General features: G+C 73.6%; 25 protein-coding genes. 19 read left to right on the top strand and 6 right to left on the bottom strand.

Translation table 11 applies throughout. The annotated features are described in order from the left end of the window. Positions 1 to 308 precede the first annotated feature (308 nt). The 10 genes from infC (at position 309) to AB0Q96_RS24770 (ending at position 11,577) form a co-directional block, all read left to right on the top strand. Positions 309 to 1,055, top strand: coding sequence for a translation initiation factor IF-3 (infC, locus tag AB0Q96_RS24815; protein ID WP_365329006.1), 747 nt, complete (start codon positions 309 to 311; stop codon positions 1,053 to 1,055). 128 nt (positions 1,056 to 1,183) lie between these two features. After that, positions 1,184 to 1,378: a 50S ribosomal protein L35 gene (gene rpmI / locus AB0Q96_RS24810; protein ID WP_030691942.1), complete on the top strand. Its 195-nt coding sequence runs from the start codon at positions 1,184 to 1,186 to the stop codon at positions 1,376 to 1,378. Positions 1,379 to 1,484: 106 nt separating this feature from the next. Further along, positions 1,485 to 1,871 carry a 50S ribosomal protein L20 gene (gene rplT / locus AB0Q96_RS24805; protein WP_043227974.1) on the top strand — a complete coding sequence of 129 codons (387 nt, stop codon included), beginning with the start codon at positions 1,485 to 1,487 and terminating at the stop codon, positions 1,869 to 1,871. Positions 1,872 to 2,015: 144 nt separating this feature from the next. Beyond that, positions 2,016 to 2,855 (top strand): RNA methyltransferase, encoded by an 840-nt coding sequence (locus AB0Q96_RS24800; protein ID WP_365329003.1) that lies wholly within the window; start codon positions 2,016 to 2,018, stop codon positions 2,853 to 2,855. An 81-nt stretch (positions 2,856 to 2,936) separates the two neighbouring features. Continuing rightward, a complete protein-coding gene (locus tag AB0Q96_RS24795) occupies positions 2,937 to 4,175 on the top strand; it encodes an ATP-binding protein (protein WP_365329378.1) in 1,239 nt (412 codons plus the stop codon). Positions 4,176 to 4,343: 168 nt separating this feature from the next. Then, positions 4,344 to 5,471, top strand: coding sequence for a phenylalanine--tRNA ligase subunit alpha (gene pheS, locus AB0Q96_RS24790; RefSeq protein ID WP_365329001.1), 1,128 nt, complete (start codon positions 4,344 to 4,346; stop codon positions 5,469 to 5,471). Continuing rightward, positions 5,471 to 8,002, top strand: a complete 2,532-nt coding sequence (gene pheT, locus AB0Q96_RS24785) for a phenylalanine--tRNA ligase subunit beta (protein ID WP_365328999.1) — start codon at positions 5,471 to 5,473, stop codon at positions 8,000 to 8,002. The genes pheS and pheT overlap by 1 nt, the downstream gene beginning before the upstream one ends. Positions 8,003 to 8,303: 301 nt before the next feature. Then, the gene (locus AB0Q96_RS24780; RefSeq protein WP_365328997.1) at positions 8,304 to 9,335 is read left to right on the top strand and encodes a PP2C family protein-serine/threonine phosphatase; all 1,032 of its coding nucleotides are present in this window, start codon (positions 8,304 to 8,306) and stop codon (positions 9,333 to 9,335) included. Between the two features lie 357 nt (positions 9,336 to 9,692). Then, positions 9,693 to 10,988 (top strand): transcriptional regulator, encoded by a 1,296-nt coding sequence (locus tag AB0Q96_RS24775; protein WP_365328994.1) that lies wholly within the window; start codon positions 9,693 to 9,695, stop codon positions 10,986 to 10,988. 58 nt (positions 10,989 to 11,046) lie between these two features. After that, positions 11,047 to 11,577 carry an NUDIX hydrolase gene (locus AB0Q96_RS24770; protein ID WP_365328992.1) on the top strand — a complete coding sequence of 177 codons (531 nt, stop codon included), beginning with the start codon at positions 11,047 to 11,049 and terminating at the stop codon, positions 11,575 to 11,577. Positions 11,578 to 11,654: 77 nt separating this feature from the next. Here AB0Q96_RS24770 and AB0Q96_RS24765 read toward each other — a convergent pair whose 3' ends face one another. After that, a complete protein-coding gene (locus tag AB0Q96_RS24765) occupies positions 11,655 to 12,515 on the bottom strand; it encodes a 3-hydroxybutyryl-CoA dehydrogenase (RefSeq protein ID WP_365328990.1) in 861 nt (286 codons plus the stop codon). 170 nt (positions 12,516 to 12,685) lie between these two features. Between AB0Q96_RS24765 and AB0Q96_RS24760 the strand changes: the two genes are divergently transcribed. Continuing rightward, complete coding sequence (locus AB0Q96_RS24760) at positions 12,686 to 13,987, top strand: family 10 glycosylhydrolase (protein WP_365328988.1); 1,302 nt, start codon at positions 12,686 to 12,688, stop codon at positions 13,985 to 13,987. A gap of 51 nt (positions 13,988 to 14,038) precedes the next feature. Here the strand turns inward: AB0Q96_RS24760 and AB0Q96_RS24755 are convergent, their stop codons facing one another. Both AB0Q96_RS24755 and AB0Q96_RS24750 read right to left on the bottom strand, forming a co-directional pair. Next, on the bottom strand, positions 14,039 to 14,248 hold the full coding sequence (locus tag AB0Q96_RS24755; RefSeq protein ID WP_365328985.1) for a DUF1918 domain-containing protein: 210 nt from the start codon (positions 14,246 to 14,248) through the stop codon (positions 14,039 to 14,041). A 146-nt stretch (positions 14,249 to 14,394) separates the two neighbouring features. Then, positions 14,395 to 15,390, bottom strand: coding sequence for a DMT family transporter (locus AB0Q96_RS24750; RefSeq protein WP_365328983.1), 996 nt, complete (start codon positions 15,388 to 15,390; stop codon positions 14,395 to 14,397). On the opposite strand from AB0Q96_RS24750, the gene AB0Q96_RS24745 reads away from it, so the two are divergent. The 4 genes from AB0Q96_RS24745 (at position 15,389) to AB0Q96_RS24730 (ending at position 19,262) form a co-directional block, all read left to right on the top strand. Then, complete coding sequence (locus AB0Q96_RS24745; protein ID WP_365328981.1) at positions 15,389 to 16,825, top strand: PLP-dependent aminotransferase family protein; 1,437 nt, start codon at positions 15,389 to 15,391, stop codon at positions 16,823 to 16,825. The two genes, AB0Q96_RS24750 and AB0Q96_RS24745, sit on opposite strands and share 2 nt — an antisense overlap. A 92-nt stretch (positions 16,826 to 16,917) precedes the next feature. Next, positions 16,918 to 17,370 carry a GNAT family N-acetyltransferase gene (locus tag AB0Q96_RS24740; RefSeq protein ID WP_365328979.1) on the top strand — a complete coding sequence of 151 codons (453 nt, stop codon included), beginning with the start codon at positions 16,918 to 16,920 and terminating at the stop codon, positions 17,368 to 17,370. Between the two features lie 69 nt (positions 17,371 to 17,439). After that, positions 17,440 to 18,015, top strand: a complete 576-nt coding sequence (locus tag AB0Q96_RS24735) for a histidine phosphatase family protein (RefSeq protein ID WP_365328977.1) — start codon at positions 17,440 to 17,442, stop codon at positions 18,013 to 18,015. Between the two features lie 86 nt (positions 18,016 to 18,101). Next, the gene (locus tag AB0Q96_RS24730) at positions 18,102 to 19,262 is read left to right on the top strand and encodes a methyltransferase (RefSeq protein ID WP_365328975.1); all 1,161 of its coding nucleotides are present in this window, start codon (positions 18,102 to 18,104) and stop codon (positions 19,260 to 19,262) included. 210 nt (positions 19,263 to 19,472) lie between these two features. Here the strand turns inward: AB0Q96_RS24730 and AB0Q96_RS24725 are convergent, their stop codons facing one another. Further along, a complete protein-coding gene (locus AB0Q96_RS24725; protein WP_365328973.1) occupies positions 19,473 to 21,074 on the bottom strand; it encodes an ABC-F family ATP-binding cassette domain-containing protein in 1,602 nt (533 codons plus the stop codon). A gap of 193 nt (positions 21,075 to 21,267) precedes the next feature. Beyond that, a complete protein-coding gene (locus AB0Q96_RS24720) occupies positions 21,268 to 22,065 on the bottom strand; it encodes an RNA polymerase subunit sigma-70 (protein ID WP_365328970.1) in 798 nt (265 codons plus the stop codon). A gap of 125 nt (positions 22,066 to 22,190) precedes the next feature. Between AB0Q96_RS24720 and AB0Q96_RS24715 the strand changes: the two genes are divergently transcribed. The 3 genes from AB0Q96_RS24715 (at position 22,191) to AB0Q96_RS24705 (ending at position 25,600) form a co-directional block, all read left to right on the top strand. Then, positions 22,191 to 22,703 (top strand): helix-turn-helix transcriptional regulator, encoded by a 513-nt coding sequence (locus AB0Q96_RS24715; RefSeq protein WP_365328968.1) that lies wholly within the window; start codon positions 22,191 to 22,193, stop codon positions 22,701 to 22,703. Positions 22,704 to 22,713: 10 nt separating this feature from the next. After that, on the top strand, positions 22,714 to 23,133 hold the full coding sequence (locus AB0Q96_RS24710) for a VOC family protein (RefSeq protein WP_365328966.1): 420 nt from the start codon (positions 22,714 to 22,716) through the stop codon (positions 23,131 to 23,133). 100 nt (positions 23,134 to 23,233) lie between these two features. Further along, positions 23,234 to 25,600, top strand: coding sequence for an excinuclease ABC subunit UvrA (locus AB0Q96_RS24705; protein ID WP_365328964.1), 2,367 nt, complete (start codon positions 23,234 to 23,236; stop codon positions 25,598 to 25,600). 75 nt (positions 25,601 to 25,675) lie between these two features. Here AB0Q96_RS24705 and AB0Q96_RS24700 read toward each other — a convergent pair whose 3' ends face one another. After that, complete coding sequence (locus tag AB0Q96_RS24700; protein ID WP_365328962.1) at positions 25,676 to 25,852, bottom strand: hypothetical protein; 177 nt, start codon at positions 25,850 to 25,852, stop codon at positions 25,676 to 25,678. 107 nt (positions 25,853 to 25,959) lie between these two features. Between AB0Q96_RS24700 and AB0Q96_RS24695 the strand changes: the two genes are divergently transcribed. Further along, positions 25,960 to 26,550: an RICIN domain-containing protein gene (locus AB0Q96_RS24695; protein WP_365328960.1), complete on the top strand. Its 591-nt coding sequence runs from the start codon at positions 25,960 to 25,962 to the stop codon at positions 26,548 to 26,550. The last annotated feature ends 68 nt before the right edge of the window (positions 26,551 to 26,618 follow it).

The raw sequence follows: 26,618 nt of genomic DNA, 5'->3' as shown, positions 1-26,618 counted from the left end.
CACACGATAAGCGGACGTACGGTTCGCGCCGACCGGCGGGTCCTGCTAACCTTGTGTAACGACCGGCCGGACACCTATGTGCCCGGCCCACAAGTGGAGGCTCCGTTCTCCCACCCGACCGCCCTCAGGGGTGGCGGGTCACCGGTCAGGTGGCGCCCATCGTTCCGTACGGACGATGGAAGCCACCCGATGCACGCCCCGCGGTTGACCGCGGCGGTGTTCCGGTTTTCCATGGAGCCCCGCCTGTGTCCCGTCCGGGGCGTTTTTCATGTGCCGGCTCGGTTGGTCTCAACAGTTCTACCGTGAACGTGTCCGTCCGCCAGGCGGTCGCGTGGTGCTACCGAGGAGGATCCATCAGCGCCGAGCCCCGCATCAACGAGCGGATTCGCGTTCCCGAGGTGCGACTTGTCGGCCCCAGTGGCGAGCAGGTCGGCATTGTGCCGCTTGCCAAGGCCCTGGAGCTCGCGCAGGAGTACGACCTCGACCTGGTTGAGGTCGCGGCCAACGCCCGTCCGCCCGTGTGCAAGCTCATGGACTACGGGAAGTTCAAGTACGAGTCGGCCATGAAGGCCCGTGAGGCGCGCAAGAACCAGGCGCACACGGTCATCAAGGAGATGAAGCTCCGGCCGAAGATCGACCCGCACGACTATGACACCAAGAAGGGTCACGTCGTCCGGTTCCTCAAGCAGGGCGACAAGGTCAAGATCACGATCATGTTCCGTGGTCGTGAGCAGTCCCGCCCGGAGCTCGGGTACCGGCTGCTGCAGCGCCTCGCCGAGGACGTGCAGGAGCTTGGCTTCATCGAGTCGAACCCGAAGCAGGACGGCCGGAACATGATCATGGTTCTGGGCCCGCACAAGAAGAAGACCGAGGCCATGGCCGAGGCCCGCGAGGCCCAGGCCGCGCGTAAGGCCGAGCGCCAGGGCATCTCGCCCGACGCGGTCGAGGCCGAGCCGGCCGAGGCCGAAGCGGTCGAGGCCGAGGCGCCCGCCGCCGAGGAGGCCCCGGTCGAGCAGGCTCCGGTCGACACGTCGGCCGAGAACGCCGAGGCGTGATCCTGAGGGGCTGCCGCTCCGGCAGCCCCAGGGGTTCCCGCCCGGACCACTCAAACGAAGAATTGACGCTCCCGGTCGTCCGGTGCCCGCACCGGGGGGAGCGCCACTGACGAGGAGATAACGGCGCTATGCCGAAGAACAAGACGCACTCCGGTGCCAAGAAGCGCTTCAAGGTCACCGGCTCCGGCAAGATCCTGCGCGAGCGCGCCGGCAAGCGCCACCTGCTCGAGCACAAGTCGTCCAAGCTGACGCGTCGCCTCACCGGCAACGCCGAGATGGCCCCGGGTGACACCGCCAAGATCAAGAAGATGCTGGGCATCTGATCTGATCTCCCGCCCTCGGCGACGAGGGCTTCCGGTCAAGACCGGGACCCATCCGATTTCCGGGTCGTGTGAGCACCACCACGGCCCCGCTACAAGGAGTTAAGAAGTGGCACGCGTCAAGCGGGCAGTCAACGCCCACAAGAAGCGCCGGGCGATCCTCGAGGCGGCCTCCGGCTACCGCGGTCAGCGTTCGCGCCTGTACCGCAAGGCCAAGGAGCAGGTCACCCACTCGCTGGTCTACAACTACAACGACCGCAAGAAGCGCAAGGGCGACTTCCGTCAGCTGTGGATCCAGCGCATCAACGCCGCTGCCCGCCAGAACGGCATGACGTACAACCGCCTCATCCAGGGTCTGAAGGCCGCCAACATCGAGGTGGACCGCAAGATCCTCGCCGAGCTGGCCGTCAACGACTCCAACGCGTTCGCCGCGCTGGTCGAGGTCGCGCAGAAGGCCCTCCCGGCCGATGTCAACGCCCCGAAGGCCGCTGCCTGATCTTCCAGGCCGCAGTACTTCCGCCGGACCCGCAGGCCCTCGCGCCTGCGGGTCCGGCGCGTTGATCCCCCCGTTCCCGTCGTTCCCCCGGTCTTTCCGGCCTTTCCGCCGCCGAACCCGACGAGTCAGAGAGCCGCAGGCACCATGTCCACCCCCGAGCTGATCTCCCCGCGTTCCCCGCGCGTCGTCGCCGCCCGGCGGCTCGCCAAGCGCAACTTCCGGGGCAAGGACCGCCTCTTCATCGCCGAGGGCCCGCAGGCCGTCCGCGAGGCCGTCGAGCACCGCGGCGCCACCGGACAGCCCACCCTCGTGGAGCTCTTCACCACCGTCGAGGCCGCCGAGCGCTACGCGCCGATCATCGACGCCGCCCGCGCCTCCGGAGCCCGCGTCCACCACGCCTCCGACGCCGTGCTCGCCGAGGTCTCCCAGACCGTCACCCCGCAGGGCATCGTCGGCGTCTGCCGCTTCCTCGACTCGCCCTTCGAGGACATCCTGGCCGCCCGGCCCAAGCTGGTCGCCGTCCTCGCGCACGTCCGCGACCCCGGGAACGCCGGCACCGTGCTCCGCTGCGCCGACGCCGCCGGCGCCGACGCGGTGATCCTCACCGACGCCTCCGTGGACCTGTACAACCCCAAGTCGGTCCGCGCCTCCGTCGGCTCCCTCTTCCACCTCCCGGTCGCCGTCGGCGTCCCGGTCGAGCAGGCCGTCGCCGGCCTCAAGGACGTCGGCGTGCGCATCCTCGCCGCCGACGGGGCGGGCGAGGACGACCTCGACGCCGAACTCGACGCCGGCACCATGGGCGGCCCCACCGCCTGGGTCTTCGGCAACGAGGCCTGGGGACTGCCCGAGGAGACCCGGGCGCTCGCCGACGCCGTCGTCCGCGTCCCGATCCACGGCAAGGCCGAGAGCCTCAACCTCGCGACCGCCGCCGCCGTGTGCCTGTACGCCTCCGCGCGCGCCCAGCGCCCCCGAACCACCGCCTGAGGGGTCCACCGGAGCCGTCGCGCCTAGTAGGGTGACGCACTCGGGGCCCACTGCGTGACACGAAGGGGTGGGATGACGGGGATGACGGTCGGCACGGACAGTCCCGCACAGGCACGGAGCAACGCGCCGCACGCCACGGAACCGCCGCCCCCGCCCGACCCCGGCACCGACGCGGCCCCCGGCACCGACGCGGCTCCCGTCCTCGACGCGGGGCCCAGCACCGACGTGGTCCCCGGCACCGGCGCGGCCCCCGGTTTCGACGCGGGGCTCGGCCTCGCCCCCGACGACCTGCCCGACGGCCTCGTCGTCGCCGACGAGACCGGCCGGATCGTCTGCTTCAACGCCGCCGCCAGCCGCATCACCGCCCTGCCCGGCCGCGAGGCCCTCGGCCGCCCGCTGGACCAGGCGCTGCCCCTTGAGGACCTCAAGGGCCGCCGCTGGTGGGCGCTCACCGACCCGTACGGCGGGCTCGCCACCCGCCGCGGCCAGCCCGAGCGCAACCTGCTGCTGCCGGGCGGGCGCGAGGTCCTGGTCTCCGCCCGCTACCTCCGCGCCCACCCCACCGGACCCGTCCGCCGGGTGGTCGTCTCCCTGCGCGGCACCGAGGCCCGGCGGCGCAGCGAGCGCAGCCACGCCGAGCTGATCGCGACCGTCGCCCACGAGCTCCGCTCGCCGCTCACCTCCGTCAAGGGCTTCACCGCCACCCTGCTCGACAAGTGGGAGCGGTTCACCGACGACCAGAAGCGGCTGATGCTGGAGACCGTCGACGCCGACGCCGGCCGCATCAAGCGCCTGATCGCCGAGCTCCTCGACATCTCCCGGATCGACTCCGGACGGCTGGAGGTGCGCCGCCAGCCCGTCGACATCGCCGCCGCCGTCGGCCGCCACATCCAGGCCCACACCACCGGCGGCCAGTCCCCGGACCGTTTCTTCGTCCGGGTCCGCCCCGACCTGCCCGAACTGTGGGCCGATCCCGACAAGATCGACCAGATCCTCGGCAACCTCCTGGAAAACGCGGTGCGCCACGGCGAGGGAACCGTCACCATCGAGGTGGCACCCACCACGGACACCACCGACGGAGAGAAGGGGACGGAGGTCACCGTGAGCGACGAAGGACCCGGCATCCCCGAGGAGTCGATGGGCCGCGTCTTCACCCGCTTCTGGCGGGGCAGCAAGCGCGGCGGCACCGGACTCGGCCTCTACATCGTCAAGGGCGTCGTCGAGGTCCACGGCGGCACGATCACCGTCGGACGGGCCCCCCGGGGCGGCGCCGAGTTCCGATTTATCCTGCCCGTAGGCACCCCGGCCCACCTCCTCTGAGGTCTGCCCTCCGGTCTCACCAGGCGAGATCGCACGGCATCAGGAGCCGCCCGGGCCGCCCACGGGCTCATTCGCGTCCCCGCGCCCCGTTAGACTCGTCCTTTGGCACGTTTGCGCCCTTGACGTCGAGCGGGGCCGCCCACCCAGCCAACGGAAGCACGGGAAGAGATGTCGGCACCCAATAAGTCGTACGACCCGGTCGAGGTCGAGGCCTTGAAACCGGAAGAGATCGAGCGCATGCGGGACGAGGCGCTCGCCGCCTTCGCCGCCGCAGGCGACCTCGACGCGCTGGCCCACGCGAAGACCGCGCACACCGGCGGCACCTCGCCGCTGGCGCTCGCCAACCGCGAGATCGGCGCCCTGCCCCCGCAGGCCAAGGCCGCCGCCGGCAAGCTGGTGGGCCAGGCCCGCGGCGCCGTCTCCAAGGCGCTGGCCACCCGCCAGACCGAGCTGGAGGCCGACCGCGACGCGCGGGTCCTCGTCGAGGAGGCCGTCGACGTCACCCTGCCGTACGACCGTGTCCCGGCCGGCGCCCGCCACCCGCTGACCACCCTCATGGAGCGCGTCGCCGACGTCTTCGTGTCGATGGGCTACGAGGTCGCCGAGGGCCCCGAGGTCGAGGCCGAGTGGTTCAACTTCGACGCCCTGAACTTCGTTCCGGACCACCCGGCGCGGCAGATGCAGGACACCTTCTTCGTCCAGGGCCCCGAGGGCACCACGGGCGACGAGTCCGGCGTCGTGCTCCGCACCCACACCTCGCCGGTCCAGGCCCGCACCCTCATCGACCGGGAGCCCCCGGTCTACGTGGTGTGCCCCGGCCGCGTCTACCGCACCGACGAGCTCGACGCCACGCACACCCCGGTCTTCCACCAGATCGAGCTGCTGGCCGTCGACGAGGGCCTGACCATGGCCGACCTCAAGGGCACCCTGGACCACATGGTCCAGGCGCTGTTCGGGGCCGACATGAAGACCCGGCTCCGCCCGAACTTCTTCCCCTTCACCGAGCCGTCCGCCGAGATGGACATGCTCTGCTACGTCTGCCGCGGCGAGTCCGTCGGCAACCCGGACCGTCCCTGCCGCACCTGCGGCAGCGAGGGCTGGATCGAGCTCGGCGGCTGCGGCATGGTCAACCCGAAGGTGCTCGTCGCCTGTGGCGTGGACCCCGAGAAGTACAGCGGATTCGCCTTCGGGTTCGGCATCGAGCGGATGCTGATGTTCCGCCACAACGTCGAAGACATGCGAGACATGGTCGAGGGTGACGTCCGGTTCACCCGGCCGTTCGGGATGGAGATCTGATGCGGGTCCCGCTTTCTTGGCTGCGGGAGTACGTCGACCTGCCGGTCACGGAGACCGGCCGTGACGTGCAGGCCAAGCTCATTTCGGCAGGCCTCGAGGTCGAGACCGTCGAGCGGCTCGGGGCCGGCCTGACCGGCCCGCTCGTGGTCGGCAAGGTCCTCACCATCGAGGAGCTGACGGAGTTCAAGAAGCCGATCCGCTTCTGCACCGTCGACGTCGGCCAGGCCAACGGCACCGGCGAGCCGCAGGAGATCATCTGCGGCGCCCGGAACTTCGCCGAGGGCGACAAGGTCGTCGTGGCCCTGCCCGGCGCCGTGCTGCCCGGCGACTTCCGGATCGCCGAGCGCACGACGTACGGCCGGGTCTCCCGGGGCATGATCTGCTCGGGCGGCGAGCTCGGCATGGGCGACGACGGCTCGCACGGCATCATCGTGCTGCCGCCGGAGCACGAGGTCGGCCTCGACGCCACGGTCCTCCTGGAGCTGTTCGACGAGGTCCTCGACATCGCCGTCACCCCGGACCGCGGCTACTGCCTCTCGATGCGCGGTGTCGCCCGCGAGGCCGCCATCGCGTACGGCCTGCCGCTGCGCGACCCGGCGCTGCTCGACGTGCCCGCGCCGAACTCGTACGGCTACCCGGTCCAGATCGCCGACCCGATCGGCTGCGACCGCTTCACCGCGCGTACCGTCGTCGGCCTCGACCCCGAGGCCCGCAGCCCGATCTGGCTCCAGCGCCGGCTCCAGAAGGCGGGCATGCGCCCGATCTCGCTGGCCGTCGACATCACCAACTACGTGATGCTGGAGCTCGGTCAGCCGCTGCACGCCTACGACCGCACCCGCGTCGACGGCCCCATCGGGGTCCGCCGCGCCGCCGCCGGGGAGAAGATCACCACCCTCGACGGCACCGCGCGCGTCCTCGACTCCGGGGACCTCGTCATCACCGACAACCGCGGGCCGATCGGCCTCGCGGGCGTCATGGGCGGTGCCGACACGGAGATCGCCGACCCGGTGACCGACCCGGAGACCGGCATCGTCACCGGCACCACCGAGGTCGTCGTCGAGGCCGCGCACTTCGACGCGATCTCGATCGCCCGCACGGCCCGCCGCCACAAGCTGGCCTCCGAGGCGTCCAAGCGCTTCGAGCGCGGTGTCGACCCGCAGGCCGCCGCCGCTGCCGCGCAGCGCACGGTCGACCTGCTGGTGCTGCTCGCGGGCGGCACGGCCGAGGCCGGCGTCACCGAGGTCATCGCCCCGTCGGCGCCCCGCACCATCGCCATGCCGGCCGACCACCCGGACCGGGTGGCGGGCGTGGCCTACGGCCGCGAGACCGTCGTCCGCCGTCTCCAGGAGATCGGCTGCGACGTCTACGGGCAGGACGAGCTCGTCGTCACCGTCCCGACCTGGCGCCCCGACCTCAACGTGCCGAACGACCTGGCCGAAGAGGTCATCCGCCTGGAGGGCTACGAGAACCTGCCCTCCACGCTGCCGAAGCCGCCCGCTGGCCGTGGCCTGACCGAGCGTCAGCGCACCCACCGCCGGGTGGGCCGCGCGCTGGCCGGCGCCGGCTACGTCGAGGCGCTGAACTACCCGTTCATCGGCGAGCAGGTCTTCGACCAGCTCGGCCTCGACGCGGACGACGCCCGCCGCCGGGTCGTCAAGCTGGTCAACCCGCTCTCCGACGAGGAGCCCGCCCTCCGTACGACGCTGCTGCCGGGCCTGCTCGGCGCGCTGCGCCGCAACGACGGGCGCGGCAGCCACGACCTGGCCCTCTTCGAGACCGGTCTGGTCTTCCGTCCGACCGAGGGCCAGCCGGGCGTCGCCGTCCGCCTGGGCGTCGACCGGCGTCCCACCGACGAGGAGATCGCCCGCGTCAACGCCGCGCTGCCCGCGCAGCCGCGTCGCGTCGCCGTCGTCCTCGCCGGTGCCCGCGAGCAGGCCGGCTGGTGGGGCAAGGGCCGTCCGTCCGACTGGGCGGACGCGATCCAGGCCGCCCGCACGGTGGCCGCCGAGGCCGGTGTCGGCCTGCTGGTCGACGCCGACCAGCACGCCCCCTGGCACCCGGGCCGCTGCGCCGCCTTCCACGTCGTGATCGACGGCGAGAAGACCCTGGTCGGCCACGGCGGCGAGCTCCACCCGCGCGTCGTGAAGGCGCTGGGCCTCCCGGCCCGCACCTGCGCGATGGAGCTGGACCTGGACCTCCTGGAGCGGGCGGTCGAGGGGCCCCTGAAGGCCCCGCGCATCTCCTCGTTCCCGGTCGCGACCCAGGACGTCGCCCTGGTCGTCGACCAGGACGTCCCCTCGGCGATGGTGGAGTACTACCTGGCCGGCGGCGCGGGTGAACTCCTGGAGTCCATCCGGCTGTTCGACGTCTACACCGGCGACCAGATCGACGCGGGCAAGAAGTCCCTCGCGTACGCCCTGAAGTTCCGCGCCCCCGACCGCACCCTGACGGTCGAGGAGGCCACGGCCGCCCGCGACGCGGCGGTCGCCCTGGCGGCGGAGCACACGGGAGCGGTGCTGCGCGGCGCGTGACGCGCGCGGTGGCGTGAGCCGTCGCGGCAAGGGGTCCCGCCCCGGGTGATCACCCGGGGCGGGACCCCTTCCCGTTTCCCCGCCGCCGCCGGACCTCCGGGCCGCCGCACTCCCGTACGGGGTCACTCACTCCTTCGGGTGAGATCCCCGGCGGATGTTCCCGCGTGTCCCCTCTCCCCGGCGAGAATCGAGCCGGCCACAGGGGACGGGCCTGTGTGCCGCAGGGTCTTCGGGCGCTGGCGGGCCTCGGGAAGGGCCGTGGATGTTCCGTGACAGGGCACTGGTTGCCGAAGGCTCCCGGATGCGGCGGATGGCTCCGGTGGCGGCTCCGGTCGTGTGGGGGCTCGCCGCCGTCGCCTGGAAGGTCGGCTGTCCGCTGGCCCGGCAGCCCGGGATGCCGATGCGGGTCGCCAGTGGCGTCGTGTTCCTCACCGTCGGGACGGGCCTCGTGCTCGGCGCCCGGCGGGGCCTCAAGCGGGAGCTGGCGCGGGTGCGGGCCGTCGCCGACGCCACGCAGCAGGTGCTGCTGCGCCCGCCGCCCGCGCGCCTCGACGGGCTCGCGGTGGCCGCCGGGCAGCTGTCCGCGTCCCGCGGCGCCGTCGTCGGCGGCGACCTGTACGAGGCCATGGCCACGCCGTACGGGGTGCGCGTCGTCATCGGGGACGTGCGGGGCCACGGGCTCGCCGCGCTCGGCGCGGTGGTCGCCGTCCTCGGCAGCTTCCGCGAGGCCGCCCACGACGAGCCCGAACTCGCGGGCGTGCTGCGCCGGCTGGACCGGGCGCTGGGACGGCATCTGCGCGAGCGGGCCCGGGAGGAGCACCCGGCCAGGTCGGGGCGGGCCCCCGAACACCCGGCGGCCGAGGAGTTCGTGACGCTGCTGCTCCTGGAGATCCGCGCCGACGGACTCGTGTACGTGCTGGACTGCGGCCACCCCGGCCCGTACCGCCTCGGCCACCGAGCCGAGGCCGTACCCGTGCCCGTCGGCGAACCGCTGCCCCCGCTCGGGGTCCTCCCGCTCCCCGCCGAGCTCGTGCCGTACCCGGCGACCCGGCTGCGGCCCGGCGAGACGCTGGTCCTGCACACGGACGGCGCGGAGGAGGCCCGTGACCGCCGGGGCCGGTTCTTCCCGCTGGCCGCCGTCCTCGCGGGAGCGACGGGGGCGGCCCCGGCCGAGCTGGTCCGCCTGGTGCACACGGCGCTGCTGCGCCACACGCGCGGGCGGCTCACCGACGACGTCGCCCTGCTCGTCGTACGCAACGACCGGGTGCGGGTACCGGCGCAGCCCGCCGAACCCGGGCTGCGCCGTACCCGGCCTGCGCCCTCCCCCCACTAGTGGGTCGGGCCTGGAGGCCGGCGCCGTCCGCGCTGCCACGGAGTGTCGGGCAGATCAGCAGCGCGGACGGCGCGGACCGGGCGGCCGCACTGTTCGAGGGGGAGCCGGCGGCCCGGTCCTCGCCCTGCGGCGAGGGAGTTCAGTCAAGCGGTCCGGACGTACCGGTGACAGTGCGTACGGACCGGAAGAACGAGCACTTCGTTCACACCCCGTGTGAACGCGCCCCCGATCCACCGGAGCGGTCCCATGCACTCCCAGCCCCGACCTCCGTCCCAGCCCCCATCGGCGTCCCGATCCCCGTCCCCGCCGAGCCCCCAGCCCAACACCCTCCTGGACTCCCTGCTCGACGAGACGGGGATGTCCCACGCCGGGCTCGCCACCCGGGTGAACCAGGCCGGCCGGGCCCGCGGGCTCGCCCTGCGCTACGAACACACCGCCGTGGCCCGCTGGTTGAAGGGGCAGCGGCCGCGCGGCCAGGTCCCCGACCTGATCTGTGAGGTGCTCGCGGGCCGGCTGCACCGGGCCGTCACCCTCGACGACATCGGCCTCGGCGTGCCCGGCGCCGGGCTGCCCGCGGCCGGCTGTCCGCTCTCCGGCTTCGTCGAGCGGGCCACCGCCCTGTGGCGCTGCGACGAGCAGCAGCGCCCGCACGTCCTCGGCGCCCAGGCGGTCACCGGCACCCCGGCGGTGATGCCGGTCTGGGAGTGGGAGAACCCGCCGGAGGACAAGGACGTCTCCCGCGACGGGCGCACCCGGGTCTCCGCAGCCGACGTGCAGATGCTGAGCGCGGCCCGGGCGCACTACGAGCAGATGTACCGCAAGGCCGGCGGCATGGCGACCCGCGCCCGCGTCGTCGGCTTCCTCACGGCCGAGACCGCGCCGCTGCTGCGCGGCGCCTACGGCGACTCCCTCGGGCGGCGGCTGCACCGGGCCATCGGGGGGCTGGTGGCGGTGGCCGGGATCTGCGCCTACGACTCCGACGCCCAGGGGCTCGCCCAGCGCTACTTCCACCAGGCGCTGCGGCTGGCGAAGGCGAGCGGCGACCGGGGGCTCGGCGCCTATGTGATCGCGCTGCTGGTCAACCAGTCGCTGTTCATGGCGGAGTACCGGCAGGCGGTCGCCTTCGCGGAGGCGGCGCTGCGCGCGGCCGGGCGGGACATCACGCCCGCGCTCGCCGCCGATCTGACGGCGATGCAGGCCAAGGCGTACGCGCACCTCGGCGACGGCCCGGCGGCGCTCGCCTGCATCCGGCGGGCGGAGACGGAAGCGGCACGGATCAGCCCCGGCGCCGAACCGGCCGAGACCGGGTACGTCCAGCCCGGCCTCGTCAACGTACAGGTCGCGGAGGCACTCCTCAGTCTGGGTGAACTGACGGCGGCCCACGAGCACGCGGCGGCGGCCGTCGAGACCCCCGCGCACGACCGGGGCCGGGTGCACCGGCTCGCCATGCTGTGCCGGATCGAGCTGCGGCAGGGGGAGACGGACCGCGCGGCGGGCACGGCCGTGGAGATGACCGAGCGGGCCCGCGGGATGGAGTCGCAGCGGCTGCGGGACCGGCTCCGTGAGGTGCGCGAGCATCTGCTGGCCAGCGGGGGAGGGGACGCCCGGGAGGCGGCCGAGCTGATCGACGGGGCGCTGCGCGTGCCCCTCTGAGTCCGCTCTGCGATATTGCCACCAAGCAATCACCGACCAGTCGGAAGGTGGCAAAAACGTGCAATGGACGAAGTTAAGTGAGCAGCCCGTCTATGAGAACCGCTGGTTCCGGGTGAACCTCGCGGACGTCGAACTCCCCGACGGCCGCCGCCTCGACCACTACCTCATCCGGCTCCGCCCCGTCGCCGCCGCGACCGTCGTCAACGACGCCGACGAGGTCCTGCTGATCTGGCGCCACCGCTTCATCACCGACAGCTGGGGCTGGGAACTGGCCGCCGGCGTCGTCGAGGACGGCGAGGACACCGAGACCGCCGCCGCCCGCGAGATGGAGGAGGAGACCGGCTGGCGCCCCGGGCCGCTGCGCCCGCTCCTCACCGTCGAGGCGGCCAACGGCCTCACCGACGCCCGCCACCACCTCTACTGGTCGGACGAGGCCACCTGCACCGGGCCGCCGCAGGACGCCTTCGAGTCCTCGCGGGTCGACTGGGTGCCCCTCAAACGCGTCCCCGAGCTGATCGCCCGGGGCGAGGTCCCGGCCGCCAACATGGCCGCCGCGCTGCTGATGCTGCGCCACCTGCGGCTCGGCTGACCCCACCCGTACGCGGAACGCCGGACGGCCCGTACCTGTGCGGTGTACGGGCCGTCCGGGGTGCGCGCCGAGCGGGGTCAGGAGTACGGGTAGAAGCCCGAGCCCGTCTTGCGGCCGAGGCGGCCGGCGTCCACCATCCGCTGGAGCAGCGGCGGGGCCGCGTACAGCGGCTCCTTGTACTCGGTGTACATCGAGTCGGCGATCGAGACGATCGTGTCCAGGCCGATCAGGTCCGCCAGCTTCAGCGGGCCCATCGGGTGGGCGCAGCCGAACTCCATGCCGTTGTCGATGTCCTCGCGGCTCGCGATGCCCGACTCGAACATCCGGATCGCGGAGAGCAGGTACGGCACGAGCAGGGCGTTCACCACGAAGCCCGAGCGGTCCTGCGCACGGATCGCGTGCTTGCCCAGGGTCTTCTCGGCGAACAGCTGCGCCCGGCTGATCGTGCCCTCGGAGGTGGTGAGGGCGGGGATCAGCTCGACCAGCTTCTGCACCGGGGCCGGGTTGAAGAAGTGGATGCCGATGACCGAGTCGGGGCGGGAGGTCGCCACGGCCAGCTTCACCAGCGGGATCGAGGAGGTGTTGGAGGCCAGGATGGCGTCCGGCCGGGTCACCACCTGGTCGAGCACCTTGAAGATCTCGGTCTTGACCTGCTCGTTCTCGACGACCGCCTCGATCACGAGGTCGCGGTCGGCGAACTCGCCGAGGTCGGTGGTGAAGCTGAGGCGCGCCAGCGTGGCGTCCCGCTCCTCCTCGCTGATCTTGCCGCGTTCGGCGGCCTTGGACAGCGAGTTGTAGAGCCGCGTGCGGCCGATCTCCAGCGCCTCGCCGGTGGTCTCGGCGACCATCACCTCGAGACCGCTGCGGGCACACACCTCCGCGATGCCCGCGCCCATCTGGCCGCAGCCCACCACTCCGACGCGCTCAATGTCGGCCATGGAGTCCGTCACCTCGTGCCTTTCGCTCTTTACTGGCGGCGGGCCCGTGTGATTCCGGTGCGTCCGCCTCGACTCCACGACGTTACTCCCGACGGAGCGGATGATCGATCGTTCTGAGCCGGGCATGCTCTGCGAGGGGCTGTGACGTATCCGATAGCGAGGGATGACAAATGCCGCTGATCGGCAGAAGAGGGTTCGTGGCGGGAGTGGCTCTGGGCGCCCTCGGCACCGGGAGCGCCGGACCCGCCGGGGCGCACGAGGCCACCGTGACCGAAGGGGCCGACAGGACCGAAGGGGCCGGCAGGACCGAAGGGAGCAGAGGGACCAAGGAGGCCGAAGGGGCCGCCGGGCGGCGCCGGGCCGCCGGGTTCCGGGGCATGTGGATCACGACGGTCTTCAACCGCGACTTCCCCTCCCGGACCGGTCTGACCGCCGCCGAGCAGCGCGCCGAGCTGATCGCCCGGCTCGACCTCGCGGTGCGGCGCGGGATGACCGCCGTGCTGTTCCAGGTCCGGTCCTGCGCCGACGCGCTGTGGCCCTCCCCGTACGAGCCCTGGGCGCGCTGTCTCACCGGCGTCCAGGGCGGCGACCCCGGCTGGGACCCGCTCGGCACCGCCGTGGCGGAGGCGCACGCGCGCGGTCTGGAGCTGCACGCCTGGTGCAACCCGTACCGGGTCTCCACGCAGACCGACCGGAACCAACTGGTCCCGAACCACCCGGCGCGGCTCCACCCCGAGTGGGCGGTCGAGTACGGGGGAGGGCTCTGCTACGACCCCGGCCTGCCGGAGGTCCGGCGGCACGTGCAGGACGCCATGCTCGACGCGGTACGCCGCTACGACGTGGACGCGCTGCACTGGGACGACTACTTCTACCCGTATCCCGTCGCCGGGAAGGCCTTCCCCGACGACGACAGCTTCCGCCGGTACGGCGCCGGGTTCGCGGACCGGGCGGCCTGGCGGCGCAACAACGTCGACCTGCTCGTCTCCGAGACCTCGGCCCGCATCAAGCAGCTCAAGCCGCACGTCGCCTTCGGCATCAGCCCCTTCGGCGTGTGGCGCAACGCCTCCACCGACCCGCTCGGCTCCGACACCCGGGCCGGCGCCAGCTACGACGACCAGCACGCCGACACCCGCAAGTGGGTCCGGAAACGCTGGATCGACTACGTGGTCCCCCAGCTCTACTGGCACATCGGCAACGAGCGCGCCGACTACGCCAAGCTGGTGCCCTGGTGGGACGCCGTGGTCCGGGACACCGGCGTACGGCTCTACCTCGGCGAGGCGCTCTACAAGGTCGGCGACCCGGCGCAGCCCGCCGCCTGGCAGGACCCGCAGGAGCTCGTCCGCCACGTGCGGCTCGGCAGGGAGTACCCGGGCGTCGGCGGGCACTGCTACTTCGCGACGAAGGAGGTCGCCAAGGACCCGCTCGGGGCGCTCACCGCGGTCCTCGCGGACGACGCCCCGCGCGGGGCGTGACTCCGTGACTCCAGTGATTCCGGCGGTTCCGGCTCCGGCTCTGGCTCCGGCTCAGCGGTCGGTGGGCCGGGTCTCCGGGTGATGGCGTACGACGGTGTCGGGGCCCGGTGACATCAGGGCCTCGTGACCGTCGTCCTCGTACTTGACGCGGTACGGGGGAGTGCCGTTCTCCCCCAGTACCTGGACGACCTTGGCCATGCGGTCGTGCTGACCGACGGTCCGGCCGTGCACCAGCAACTCGTCGCCCACGTTGGCACGCATCGGGGTGACCTCCTCGCGGCCGGGCCCGCCCCGCGCAGGGTCTTCGGCCGGCCATGGCTGCCTGTCTGCCTCTGTCTGCCTCTGTCTGCCATTGTGACCCCGGTCACCCCCGCCGTCACGCGGGACCGTCGTCCCGCCGGGCCTGGTCAGCTCTTCGCCCGCTGGGTCACCGCGATGCAGACCAGCACCGCGCCCGCCGCGATCGGGGCGGCCGGCGACAGCCGCTCGCCGAGCAGGGTCACCGACCAGACCAGCGTGAGCAGCGGCTGGGCGAGCTGGAGCTGGCTGGCGCGCGGGATGCCGATCGCGGCCATGCCCCGGTACCAGACGTACAGGCCGAAGAACGTGGACCCGGCGGCCACCCAGACGAGCCCCGCGACCCCGTGGGCGGTCAGGTGCACCGGCTCGTGCGCCAGCGCCACGGCCGAGCCCACCGCCGTCAGCGGCAGGCAGAGCACCAGCGCCCAGCCGATGACCTGCCAGCCCGGCATGAGCCGGGCGAGCCGGCCGCCCTCGGTGTACCCGGCGGCGCACACGAGCAGCGCCCCGAAGAGGTAGAGGTCGCCGCGTGCGAGCGCCCCGCCGCTCTGCTGGAGCGTGAAGCCCAGCACCACGACGGCCCCGGCGACCGCCGCGCCCCAGAAGGTACGGGACGGGCGCCGGCCGGTGCGGACCGCGGCGAAGGCCGCGGTGGTGAGCGGGAGCAGGCCGACGACCACGGCGGCGTGCGAGGTGGTGGAGGTCCGCAGCGCCAGCGTGGTCAGCAGCGGGAAGCCGATCACCACGCCCCCCGCGACGACCGCGAGCCCGGCCCAGTGGCGCCGCTCGGGCAGCGGCACCCGTCCCCCGAGCAGGAAGGCCCCGGCGAGCAGCGCGGCCAGCACCGAACGCACGGCCACCAGCGACCAGGGGCCGAAGCTCTCCAGGCCCCAGACGGTGGAGGGGAAGGTCAGCGAGAAGGCGACCACGCCGAGCGCGGCGAGCAGCGTCCCGCGGTCGGCGGCGGGGGTGGCCGAAGCGGTGGGGACGGCCGTGGCCGCGACGGTGGCCGTGACGGTGGCTGTGGCGGCCTCGGCCGAATCGGCCCGGGGGCTCGTGACCGCTATCGTCATCGGCTGGGTAGCGCTATTCTCTGCTCTCATGCACGAGAGTAGCAGCGTCGCCGAACTGGCAAAATCCCTGAAGTCGGAGCTCGACCGCTACTCGGTGGGTGAGAAGCTGCCGTCGAGTCGGGCCCTCGTCGAGCGTTTCCGCGTCTCCCCGGTCACCGTCACCCGGGCCCTCGCCCAGCTCGCCGCCGAGGGTCTGGTCGTCACCCGACCCGGCGCCGGCGCCTACCGGGCCGAGCCGCGCGCCACCGCCCCCGCCGCCGGGGACACCTCCTGGCAGCAGCTCGCCCTCAGCGCCGACACCGCCACCGAACTCGTCCCCCGGGCCGTCGACGCCTCCGGTGTCCTCGTCACCCTCGCCGCGCCCCAGCCGGGCGTCGTCGAGTTCAACGGCGGCTACCTCCACCCCTCCCTCCAGCCCGAGCGCGCCCTCTCCGGCGCCCTCGCCCGGGCCGGGCGCCGCCCCGGCGCCTGGGGCAGACCGCCCACCGACGGGCTGCCCGAGCTGCGCGAATGGTTCGCCCGCGAGATCGGCGGCGGCGTCACCGCCGCCGAGGTCCTCGTCACCGCCGGGGGCCAGCCCGCCCTCAGCACCGCGCTGCGCGCCCTCGCCCCGCCCGGCACCCCGGTCCTCGTCGAGTCGCCCACCTACCCGGGCATGCTCGCCATCGCCCGCGCCGCCGGACTGCGCCCGGTCCCCGTCCCCACCGATGCCGACGGCGTGCGGCCCGAGCTGCTCGACGCCGCGTTCCGGGCCACCGGCGCCCGCGTCTTCGTCTGCCAGCCGCTCTTCCAGAACCCCACCGGCGCCGTCCTCGGCGCCGAACGGAGCGCCGCCGTCGTCCGGATCGCCCGCGCGGCCGGCGCCTTCGTCGTGGAGGACGACTTCGCCCGCCGGCTCGCCCACGAGGACGCCGGACCGCTGCCGGCTCCGCTCGTCGCCGACGACCCCGACGGCGTCGTCGTGCACGTCCGCTCGCTGACCAAACCGACCTCCCCGAGCCTGCGGGTCGGTGCCCTGGCCGCCCGTGGACCCGTCCTGGAACGGCTGCGCGCCATCCAGGTCGTCGACAGCTTCTTCGTCCCGCGCCCCCTCCAGGAGGCCGCCCTCGAACTCGTCGGCTCCCCGGCCTGGAGCCGCCACCTTCGCTCCCTCGCCGCCGAGTTGAGGAGCCGCCGGGACGCCCTGGCCAGCGCCGTCGCCCACCGCCTGCCCGAACTCGCCCCGCCCTTCGTCCCCTCCGGCGGTTTCCAGATCTGGTTCCGCCTCCCCGACGCCCTTCCCGAGGCCGCGCTCGTGGCCGCGGCCCTGCGCAACGGCGTCGCGGTGGCGCCCGGCCGGCCGTACTTCTGCGCCGAGCCGCCCGCCGGCCACATCCGGCTGAGTTTCGCGGGTGTCGCGGGCCCCGCGGAGATCGCCGAGGGGGTGCGGCGGCTGCGGACCGCCGTGGACGGCCTCCTCGGCTGACCCGGTCCGGGCCGGGGCGCGCACCGGCGCCCCGGCGGCCGCCCCCGGCACATTCACCTGACAAGGGACGCCGGGACTGGCAGCCTGCGCCCATGAGCGACACCACGACCACGCCCGGCCCCGTCATGCACGGGGCGTACGAGATCTCAGCCGACCCCGCCCGGATCGACGCGGCACGCGTCCACCACTGGCTCTCCACCGACGCGTACTGGGCCCTCGGCCGACCTCGGGAGAAACAGGACCGCGCCATCGCCGGCTCGCTCAACTACGGGGCCTACCACCGCGAGACGGGCGAGATGGGCGCCTACGCCCGGGTCGTCACCGACTACGCCACCTTCGCCTGGCTCTGCGACGTCTACGTCGACCACCCGGCGCGCGGCACCGGGCTCGGCACCGCCCTCGTCACCGCCGTCCGTGACGACCTGGAGGCGTACGGGCTGCGCCGGATCATGCTCGCCACGGCCGACGCGCACGGCGTGTACGAGAAGGTCGGTTTCACGCCACTACAGAATCCGGACAAGTGGATGGCACTCGGACAGCAGTGAGCGCGGCCCCTCGCGGCTTCCCTCAATGACCCCTTGACCTGCGGGGCTCCCGGCCTCACGATCGCCGCCATGGGTCTTCGGGTCACGCTCGTCGCGGCGGCACGCAGCTCCTCCCTGCTGGCCGAACGCTTCGACGACGACCGGCCGCTCGACGAGGCCGGCTGGTACGAGGTGCAGCTCGCCGCGCCCCGGCTGATCCCGCTCGGCGCGGCGGAGCTGCGCTACTGCTCCCCGACGCCCCGCAGCCGCGCCACCGGCACGGCCCTCGGCTACGCGCCGCTGGTCCAGCCGGCCCTGCGCGACTGCGACATGGGGCGCTGGCGGGGGCTCACCCTGGCCGAGGTCGCCGCGCTCGAACCGGGCGCCGTCGACGCCTGGCTCCGCGACCCGCACGCGGCGCCGCACGGAGGGGAAACGCTTCTCTCCTTCATCACCCGGGTCGGCGGCTGGCTCGACACTCGCCCCGCCGACGGCGGCGCCATCGTCGCCGTCGCCGAGCCCGCCGTCGTCCGGGCGGCCCTCGTCTACGCCCTGAAGGCCCCGCCCGCCACGTACTGGAACGTCGACGTCCGGCCGCTCTCCACCGTCACCCTGACCGGGCGCCCCGGCCTGTGGCACCTCCAGCTGGCTGCGGCGGTGGGCTGAGCCGCCCGTCCGGCCGGCCGGCCGCGCGCCGGCCCGCGCCCTCGACGGCGCCCGCGGCCCGCCGGGACCGCTAGCCTGGGGGCACGATGAACCGTTTGACCACGTCATGGGGCACCTTCCCGCTCACCCGGCACCCCGAGGACCCGCGCGACCCCCTCCGCGCCTGGGACGCCGCCGACGAGTACCTGCTCGCGCACCTCGCGGAGAGCGGCACCGACCTGTCCGGGACCGTCGCCGTCGTCGGGGACCGCTGGGGCGCCCTCGTCACCGCGCTCGCCGCGGCCGGGGCCGGGGAGCTCGTGCAGATCTCCGACTCGTACCTCGGCCGCCGGGCCACCGGCGACAACCTCGCCCGCTCGGGCACCGCGCCCGGCGCCGTCCGGCTGCTCACCACGCAGGACCCGCCGCCCGAACGGGTCGACGTGCTGCTGGTCCGCGTACCCAAGAGCCTCGCGCTCCTGGAGGACCAGCTCCACCGCCTCGCCCCCGCCGTGCACGCGGGGACCGTCGTGGTCGGCACCGGCATGGTGAAGGAGATCCACACCTCCACGCTGCGGCTCTTCGAGCGGATCCTCGGGCCGACCCGGACCTCCCTCGCGGTGAAGAAGGCCCGGCTCATCCACACCACCCCCGCCGCCCCGACCGGGGGACGGCCCACGAACCCCTGGCCCCTGCGCTACGCGCTGCCCGCCGACGCCCCGGCCGGGCTCGCCGGGCGCACCGTCGCCAACCAGGCCGGGGTGTTCTGCGCCGACCGGCTCGACATCGGCACCCGCTTCCTCCTCCAGCACCTCCCGCACGGCGTCGGGCACTCCCGCGTGGTCGACCTCGGCTGCGGCAACGGCGTCGTCGGACTGGCCGTCGCGCTCGCCGAGCCCGAGGCCGAACTGCTCTTCACCGACGAGTCGTACCAGGCCGTCGCCTCGGCCGAGGAGAACTTCCGCACGCACGCCGGGACCGCACGCACGGCGGAGTTCACCGTCGGCGACGGCCTGGCGGACGTCGCCGACGGCTCGGTGGACCTCGTGCTGAACAACCCGCCGTTCCACAGCCACCAGGCCACCACGGACCGCACCGCCCGCCGGATGTTCGCCGAGTCCCGCCGGGCGCTGCGGCCCGGCGGGGAACTCTGGGTGGTCGGCAACCGGCACCTCGGCTATCACGTCACCCTGCGCCGGATCTTCGGCAACAGCGAACTGGTCGCCGGCGACCGGAAGTTCGTGGTGCTGAGAGCCGTGAAGCGGTAGCCGCGGGAGGGACCCTCCGGCCGGGGGTCGTCCGGTCGGGGTCCGTCCGGCCGGGGACGGTCCGGTACGAGTCCGTCCCGCCAGGGTTCGCCCGGCCGGCGCCCCTCCGGTACGAGTCCGTCCCGCCAGGGTCCGCCCGGCCGGCGCCCCTCCGGTACGGGGCCGTCCGGCCAGGGTCCGTCCGGTACGGGTCCGTCCCACCCCGGCCCGTCACGCCAGGCTCACGAGCTCCCGGTGCTCCTCGTTCCACAGGTCCTCCTGTGCGTCCGGGAGCAGCAGGACCCGCTCCGGACGCAGCGCGTCGATCGCTTCCTCGTCGTGCGTGACCATCACGATCGCGCCCGGATACGTGCCGACGGCGGCCAGCACCTCCTCGCGCGAGGCCGGGTCGAGGTTGTTGGTCGGCTCGTCGAGCAGCAGGACGTTGGCGCCCGAGTGCACCAGACCGGCCAGCGCCAGCCGGGTCTTCTCGCCGCCCGAGAGGACCCCGGCGGGCTTGTCGGCGTCGTCGCCCCGGAACAGGAACGCGCCCAGCACCCGCCGGACCTCGCCGTCCGTGAGGTGCGGAGCCGCCGCCGCCAGGTTCGCGCGGACGGTACGTGCCGGATCGAGTGTCTCGTGCTCCTGCGCGAAGTAGCCGAGCCGCAGCCCGTGCCCGCGCACGACCCGCCCCGAGTCCGGCGCCTCGACCCCCGCGAGCAGCCGCAGCAGCGTCGTCTTCCCCGCGCCGTTCAGCCCCAGCACCACGAGCCGCGAGCCCCGGTCGACCGCGAGGTCCACGCCGTCGAGGACCGGGCGCCCACCCCCGTACCCCTTGGTCAGCGAGACCGCGCCCAGCGGCATGCGGCCGCAGAGCGCGGGCTCGGGCAGCCGGATCCGCGCCACCCGCTCCGCCCGCCGGACCTCCTCCAGGCCGCCGAGCATCCGGTCGGCGCGCCGCGCCATGCTGCGGGCGGTGACCGCGGTCGCCGAGCGGGCCTTCATCCGGTCCGCCTGGGCGTGCAGCGCGGCGGCCTTCCGCTCGGTGTTGGCGCGCTCGCGCGTCCGGCGCCGCTCGTCGGCGTCCCGCTGGGCGAGGTAGGCGGCCCAGCCGGTGTTGTGGACGTCGACGGTCGCCCGCCGCGGGTCCAGGTGGAAGACCCGGTTGACGGTGGCGGCGATCAGTTCGAGGTCGTGGCTGATGAGGACGAGACCGCCCTGGTGCCCGGCGAGGAACCCGCGCAGCCAGCCGACCGAGTCGGCGTCCAGGTGGTTGGTCGGCTCGTCGAGCAGCAGGGTGCCCTCGCGGCCGTGCCCGGCGAAGAGGATCCGGGCCAGCTCCACCCGGCGCTTCTGTCCGCCGGACAGCGTGCCGACCGGCCGCCCCATCAGCTCGGCGGGCAGCCCGACCCCGGCGGCGACCCGCGCCGCCTCGGCCTCGGCCGCGTACCCGCCACGGGCCTCGAACGCGGCCTCGGCCCGGACGTACGCGTCCATCGCCCGCTCGTCGGCGCGCTCGCCGAGCCGGTCGGCGGCGGCCCGCAGCCGGCGCACGGCCACGTCCATGCCCCGCGCGGACAGGATCCGGTCGGTGACGGAGACGGACGGGTCGGCGGCGCGCGAGTCCTGCGCCAGGTACCCGACCTCGCCGGTCCGCAGCACGCTGCCGGCGGCCGGGGCGCGCAGCCCGGCGAGGGTGTCGAGGAGGGTCGTCTTCCCCGCGCCGTTGCGGCCGACCAGGCCGATCCGGTCGCCGGGCGCGATGTGGAAGGAGATGTCGGACAGCAGGAGACGGGCGCCGACGCGCACGTCGGCACCACGAAGGGTGATCATGAGGGAACGCTCCGAACAAGCAGAAGGACACACGGGTGGCGTGGAAGCGGGTCCTTGAGCTAGGAAATTCGGGGCGTAGACATGCGGCCCAGGGTACGGGGAGGGCCCGGGGCCCCGCATCCGGTTTTCCCCGGAGCCGCCACCGCCCACCCGCCGGTCACCCCGCCCGCGCCGCCGCACGCCGCCCACCCGCTCACGCGTCCGGGAAGGTCAGCACCAGCCCCCGTACGCGTTCCTCCCCGGTCGTGATGTCCAGCGCCACGATCCGGTCGCCGCGCAGCGTGAACGCCACCGCCGAGACCGGCCGGCCGTCGGCGAAGGCCACCGCCCCGACCGCCCCGTCGACCAGCGCCGGCCGCGTCACCCGGCCCCGGCGGGCGAAGGCGGCCGCGCCCTCGGCGACCGCCGGGGCGCCGTGCACCGGGCCCCGCTCCGAGAAGGCGACCACCTCGGGGTCGAGCACGGCCGCGAGGGCGCGCGCGTCGCGGGCGCGGGCGGCGGTGAGGAAGCGCTCCACCACGGCCCGCCGCCGCGCCGGATCCCCGTCCGGCCGGCTCGGACGGGCGCCCCGCACCCGCCGCCGCGCCGCCCTCGCGAGCCGGCCGGCCTCCTCGGGGGTGTCGCCCGTGATCCGGGCGGTGTCGTCGAGGGGCAGCCCGAACAGGTCGTGCAGCACGTACGCGAGCCGCTCGCCCGGCTCCAGGGCCTCCAGGACGACGAGCAGCGCGAGCCACACCGGGTCCGGGCCGTCGGGGGCGTCCGCCGCGCGCGGCTCGGCCCCGGCCCGCCCCTGGAGCCGCCGTACGCACGCCCGTCCCACCGAGACGAGCAGCCACGCGCGGATCCCCGCCCCGCCGCCGAGTTCCGCGCGGGCCTGCGCGAGCGCCTCCTCGGCCCCGCCGGAGGTGCCGAGCATCCGGCGCGCCACGGCCCGCAGCTGCTCGTGGTGGGCGTCGAACCGGGCGGTCAGGCAGCTGGTCTCGTCGTGCATGGGGGAACGCTCCTCGTCGGGGCCTCGCGGGCCCGGCCCGGCCCGTCACCGCGTTGACGCCCGGGCCCGCGCGGATGTGACAGGAGCCCCCGCGCCCGGGGGGCCTGCGTGGGACCATGGTCGGCATGAACCTGGAGGACCTCGTGCGCCTGCGCCGCGCCAAGGACGCCATGGACCGCGACTACGCGCAGCCCCTGGACGTGCCGGCGCTCGCGCGGGTCGCGCTCATGTCCGCCGGGCACTTCTCCCGCAGCTTCCGCGCCGCGTACGGGGAGACCCCGTACAACTACCTGATGACCCGCCGCGTCGAGCGGGCCAAGGCGCTGCTGCGCCGGGGCGACCTGAGCGTGACCGAGGTCTGCTTCGAGGTCGGCTGTACGTCGCTGGGGTCGTTCAGCTCCCGTTTCACCGAGCTGGTCGGCGAGACGCCCAGCGCCTACCGGGCCCGCGGCCACGAGTCGGGCGCCCCGATCCCGGCGTGCGTCGCCAAGGTGATCACCAGGCCGCTGAAGAACGGGCGCCCGAAGCCGGACCCCGACCCCGACCCGCGGACCGACGCCCCTCCCGGGCCCGTCCCCGACGCACCGGCCGGGCAACCGATCAGTATCGGAGAAGCGGAATCCGCCGCGGCCTCGTAGCTTCGGAGGCATGAACAGCATCAGCCTCTCCCAGTGCTTCATCGCCGTCGACGACCACGACAAGGCACTCGCCTTCTACCGCGACGTGCTCGGCCTGGAGGTCCGCAACGACGTCGGTTTCGAGGGCATGCGGTGGGTGACCGTCGGGTCGCCGGACCAGCCCGACGTGGAGATCGTCCTCGAACCGCCGCTCGCCGACCCCTCGGCCTCGGAAGCCGACCGGCAGGCCGTGTCCGAGCTGCTCGCCAAGGGCATGCTGCGCGGCGTGATCTTCTCCACCGACGACGTGGACGCCACCTTCGAGCGGATCCGGGCGGCCGGCGGCGAAGTCCTCCAGGAGCCGGTCGATCAGCCGTACGGTGTGCGGGACTGCGCCTTCCGCGACCCGGCCGGCAACATGCTCCGCTTCAACCAGCCGCGCAAGCCGTAGCGGAAGACCGCCCGAGAGCACGCGGGCCGGTCCACCGGATCCGGCCCGACGGGGGCGGCCCGACAGAGCCCGCCCGTCCCACATGAGGAGAGACGAGACGATGAGCAAGGCCAGCGCGCCGCACGCCGCCGACAGCCACGAGGTGATCCGCGTGCTCGGCGCGCGCGAGAACAACCTCAAGGACGTCAGCATCGAGATCCCGAAGCGCCGCCTCACCGTCTTCACCGGCGTCTCGGGCTCGGGCAAGAGCTCGCTGGTCTTCGACACGATCGCCGCCGAGTCGCAGCGGCTGATCAACGAGACGTACAGCGCCTTCGTGCAGGGCTTCATGCCGACCCTGGCCCGCCCGGAGGTCGACGTCCTCGACGGGCTGACCACCGCGATCACCGTCGACCAGCAGCGGATGGGCGCCGACCCGCGCTCCACGGTCGGCACCGCCACCGACGCCAACGCGATGCTGCGGATCCTCTTCAGCCGGCTCGGCAAGCCGCACATCGGCCCGCCCAGCGCGTACGCCTTCAACGTCCCCTCCGTGAAGGCCAGCGGCGCGATCACCGTCGAGCGCGGCGACAAGAAGACGGTGAAGGCGACCTTCCACCGCACCGGCGGCATGTGCACGCGCTGCGAGGGCCGCGGCAGCGTCACCGACCTCGACCTCGGCCAGCTCTACGACGGCGCCAAGTCCCTCGACGAGGGCGCGCTCACCATCCCCGGCTACAAGCCGGGCGGCTGGAACTACCGCCTCTACAGCGAGTCCGGCTTCTTCCCCGCCGACAAGCCGATCGGCAGGTTCACGAAGAAGGAGCTGCACGACTTCCTCCACCACGAGCCGGTCCGGATGAAGATCGCGGGCATCAACATGACCTACGAGGGTCTGGTCCCGCGGATCCAGAAGTCGATGCTCGCCAAGGACAAGGAGGGCATGCAGCCGCACATCCGGGAGTTCGTGGACCGGGCGGTCACCTTCACGGCCTGCCCGGAGTGCGAGGGGACGCGGCTCAGCGAGGGCGCCCGGGCGTCGAAGATCAAGCGGGTCAGCATCGCCGACGCCTGCGCGATGCAGATCAGCGACCTGGCGGAGTGGGTGCGGGGCATCGAGGACCCCTCGGTGGCGCCGCTGCTCACCGCGCTCCAGCAGACGCTGGACTCGTTCGTCGAGATCGGTCTCGGCTACCTCGCGCTCGAACGCCCCGCGGGCACGCTGTCGGGCGGCGAGGCGCAGCGGGTGAAGATGATCCGGCACCTCGGCTCCTCGCTCACCGACGTCACGTACGTCTTCGACGAGCCGACCACGGGCCTGCACCCGCACGACATCCAGCGCATGAACGACCTGCTGCTGCGGCTGCGCGACAAGGGCAACACGGTGCTGGTCGTCGAGCACAAGCCGGAGGTCATCGAGATCGCCGACCACGTCGTCGACCTCGGCCCCGGCGCGGGCACGGCGGGCGGCGCGGTCTGCTTCGAGGGGACGGTCGCCGGGCTCCGCGCGAGCGGCACGGTCACCGGCCGCCACCTGGGCGACCGGGCCTCCCTGAAGGACGCGGTACGGGAGCCCACCGGCGCCCTGGAGATCCGCGGCGCGCGGACGCACAACCTGAAGGGCGTCGACGTCGACGTCCCGCTCGGGGTGCTGACCGTCGTGACCGGCGTGGCGGGTTCCGGCAAGAGCTCGCTCGTGCACGGGTCGATCCCCTCCTCCGCGTCGGTGATCTCGGTCGACCAGGGCGCGATCCGCGGCTCGCGGCGCTCCAACCCGGCGACGTACACGGGGCTGCTCGACCCGATCCGCAAGGCCTTCGCCAAGGCCAACGACGTCAAGCCGGCGCTGTTCAGCGCCAACTCCGAGGGCGCCTGTCCGACCTGCAACGGCGCCGGGGTCATCTACACCGACCTGGGGATGATGGCGGGCGTCGCCACGACCTGCGAGGACTGCGAGGGCAAGCGCTTCGACGCCTCGGTGCTCGACTACCGCCTCGGCGGAAAGGACATCAGCGAGGTGCTCGCGATGCCGGTGAGCGAGGCGGAGCGGTTCTTCGGCGCGGGCGAGGCGAGGACCCCGGCCGCGCACAAGATCCTCGAACGCCTCGCCGACGTCGGCCTCGGCTACCTGACCCTTGGACAGCCGCTGACCACGCTCTCCGGCGGCGAGCGCCAGCGCCTCAAGCTGGCGACCCACATGGCCGAGAAGGGCGGTGTGTACGTCCTCGACGAGCCGACCGCCGGCCTCCACCTGGCCGACGTCGAGCAGCTCCTCGGCCTGCTCGACCGGCTGGTCGACTCCGGCAAGTCCGTCATCGTCGTCGAGCACCACCAGGCGGTCATGGCCCACGCCGACTGGATCATCGACCTCGGCCCCGGCGCCGGCCACGACGGCGGCACGGTCGTCTTCGAGGGCACCCCCGCCGCCCTCGTCGCCTCCCGCTCCACGGTCACGGGCGAACACCTGGCGGCGTACGTCGGCGCCTGACCTGACTGAAGGCCGGCGCCCGGCACGGCACGCGGCCGGCCCCGGGGTTCCCCCTCCCGGAGCCGGCCGTTCCCGTCAGTATCTGACCCAGAGCACGATGATGTCCGGGCGCTCCTGGCTGAAGGGCTCGCAGAGGAAGATCGGGCCCCAGACGCGGTGGCCGGCCTGGCCGGTGGCCTGCCGGCCGCGCAGCCGGGAGTGGCACGAGGTGTCCCGTGCGTGGCGCGCCCGGCCCTCCCTCCGGTCGCGCATGGCGACCTAGGTTCGCCTCCAGTGCCCGGCAGGGTCCGCCGATTCCGTCGGCGGCCCCTGTCCGGGCGGACGAACAGGTCGCGTCGCCCTCCAGGAAGGCTTCACCCATGCGGAAGACCCTCGCCACAGCCGCCGCCGTCGCCGGGATGATCGGGGCGTTCGCCGCCGCGCCCAGCGCGGTGGGCGTCGAGAACCCGGACGCGCCGTCCCCCTACGCGCGGCTCGCCCCCTCGTCGAAGGCCCCTCCGGCGGCTGGGTCCGCGTCCGCGAGCGCCGTCAGCTCTCTGGAGATGTACTTCGTCAGCCAGAGCTCCGGTACGTGCCTGGACGACAGCGCCGCCAACGGACTCCGGACCCACACGTGCAGTGCCGCCAGCTTCAACAACGGCTACCAGAAGTGGGTCGCGGTACGTGACACCAACGGCTACTACCAGTTCATGAACGACGCGTCGAAGGAGTGCCTCGACGGCAGCGCCAACTACGGCCTGCGCACCCACGGGTGCAGCGGAGCGAGCTTCGACAACGGCTATCAGATGTGGGTGCTCTACACGTCGAACGCCGACCGCACCCGGGTGAGCTGGAAGAACATGGCGACCGGCACCTGCATGGACAACAGCTCCGCCAATGGGCTGCGCCTGCACACCTGTAGCGTCGCAAGCTTCCAGAACAACTACCAGGCGTGGGTCCACCCCGTGTAGGGGGCGGTCCCGCCCCCGCGGGGCGCGGGCGGCCGCGTGGTTCAGGAGCGGGCCCTCGGCCCGGGCTC

The organism is Streptomyces sp. NPDC093111, assembly GCF_040683955.1.
Lineage (GTDB): Bacteria > Actinomycetota > Actinomycetes > Streptomycetales > Streptomycetaceae > Streptomyces.
Note: the sequence above shows the minus strand (reverse complement) of the source record. Positions and strands in the feature narration are given on the sequence as shown.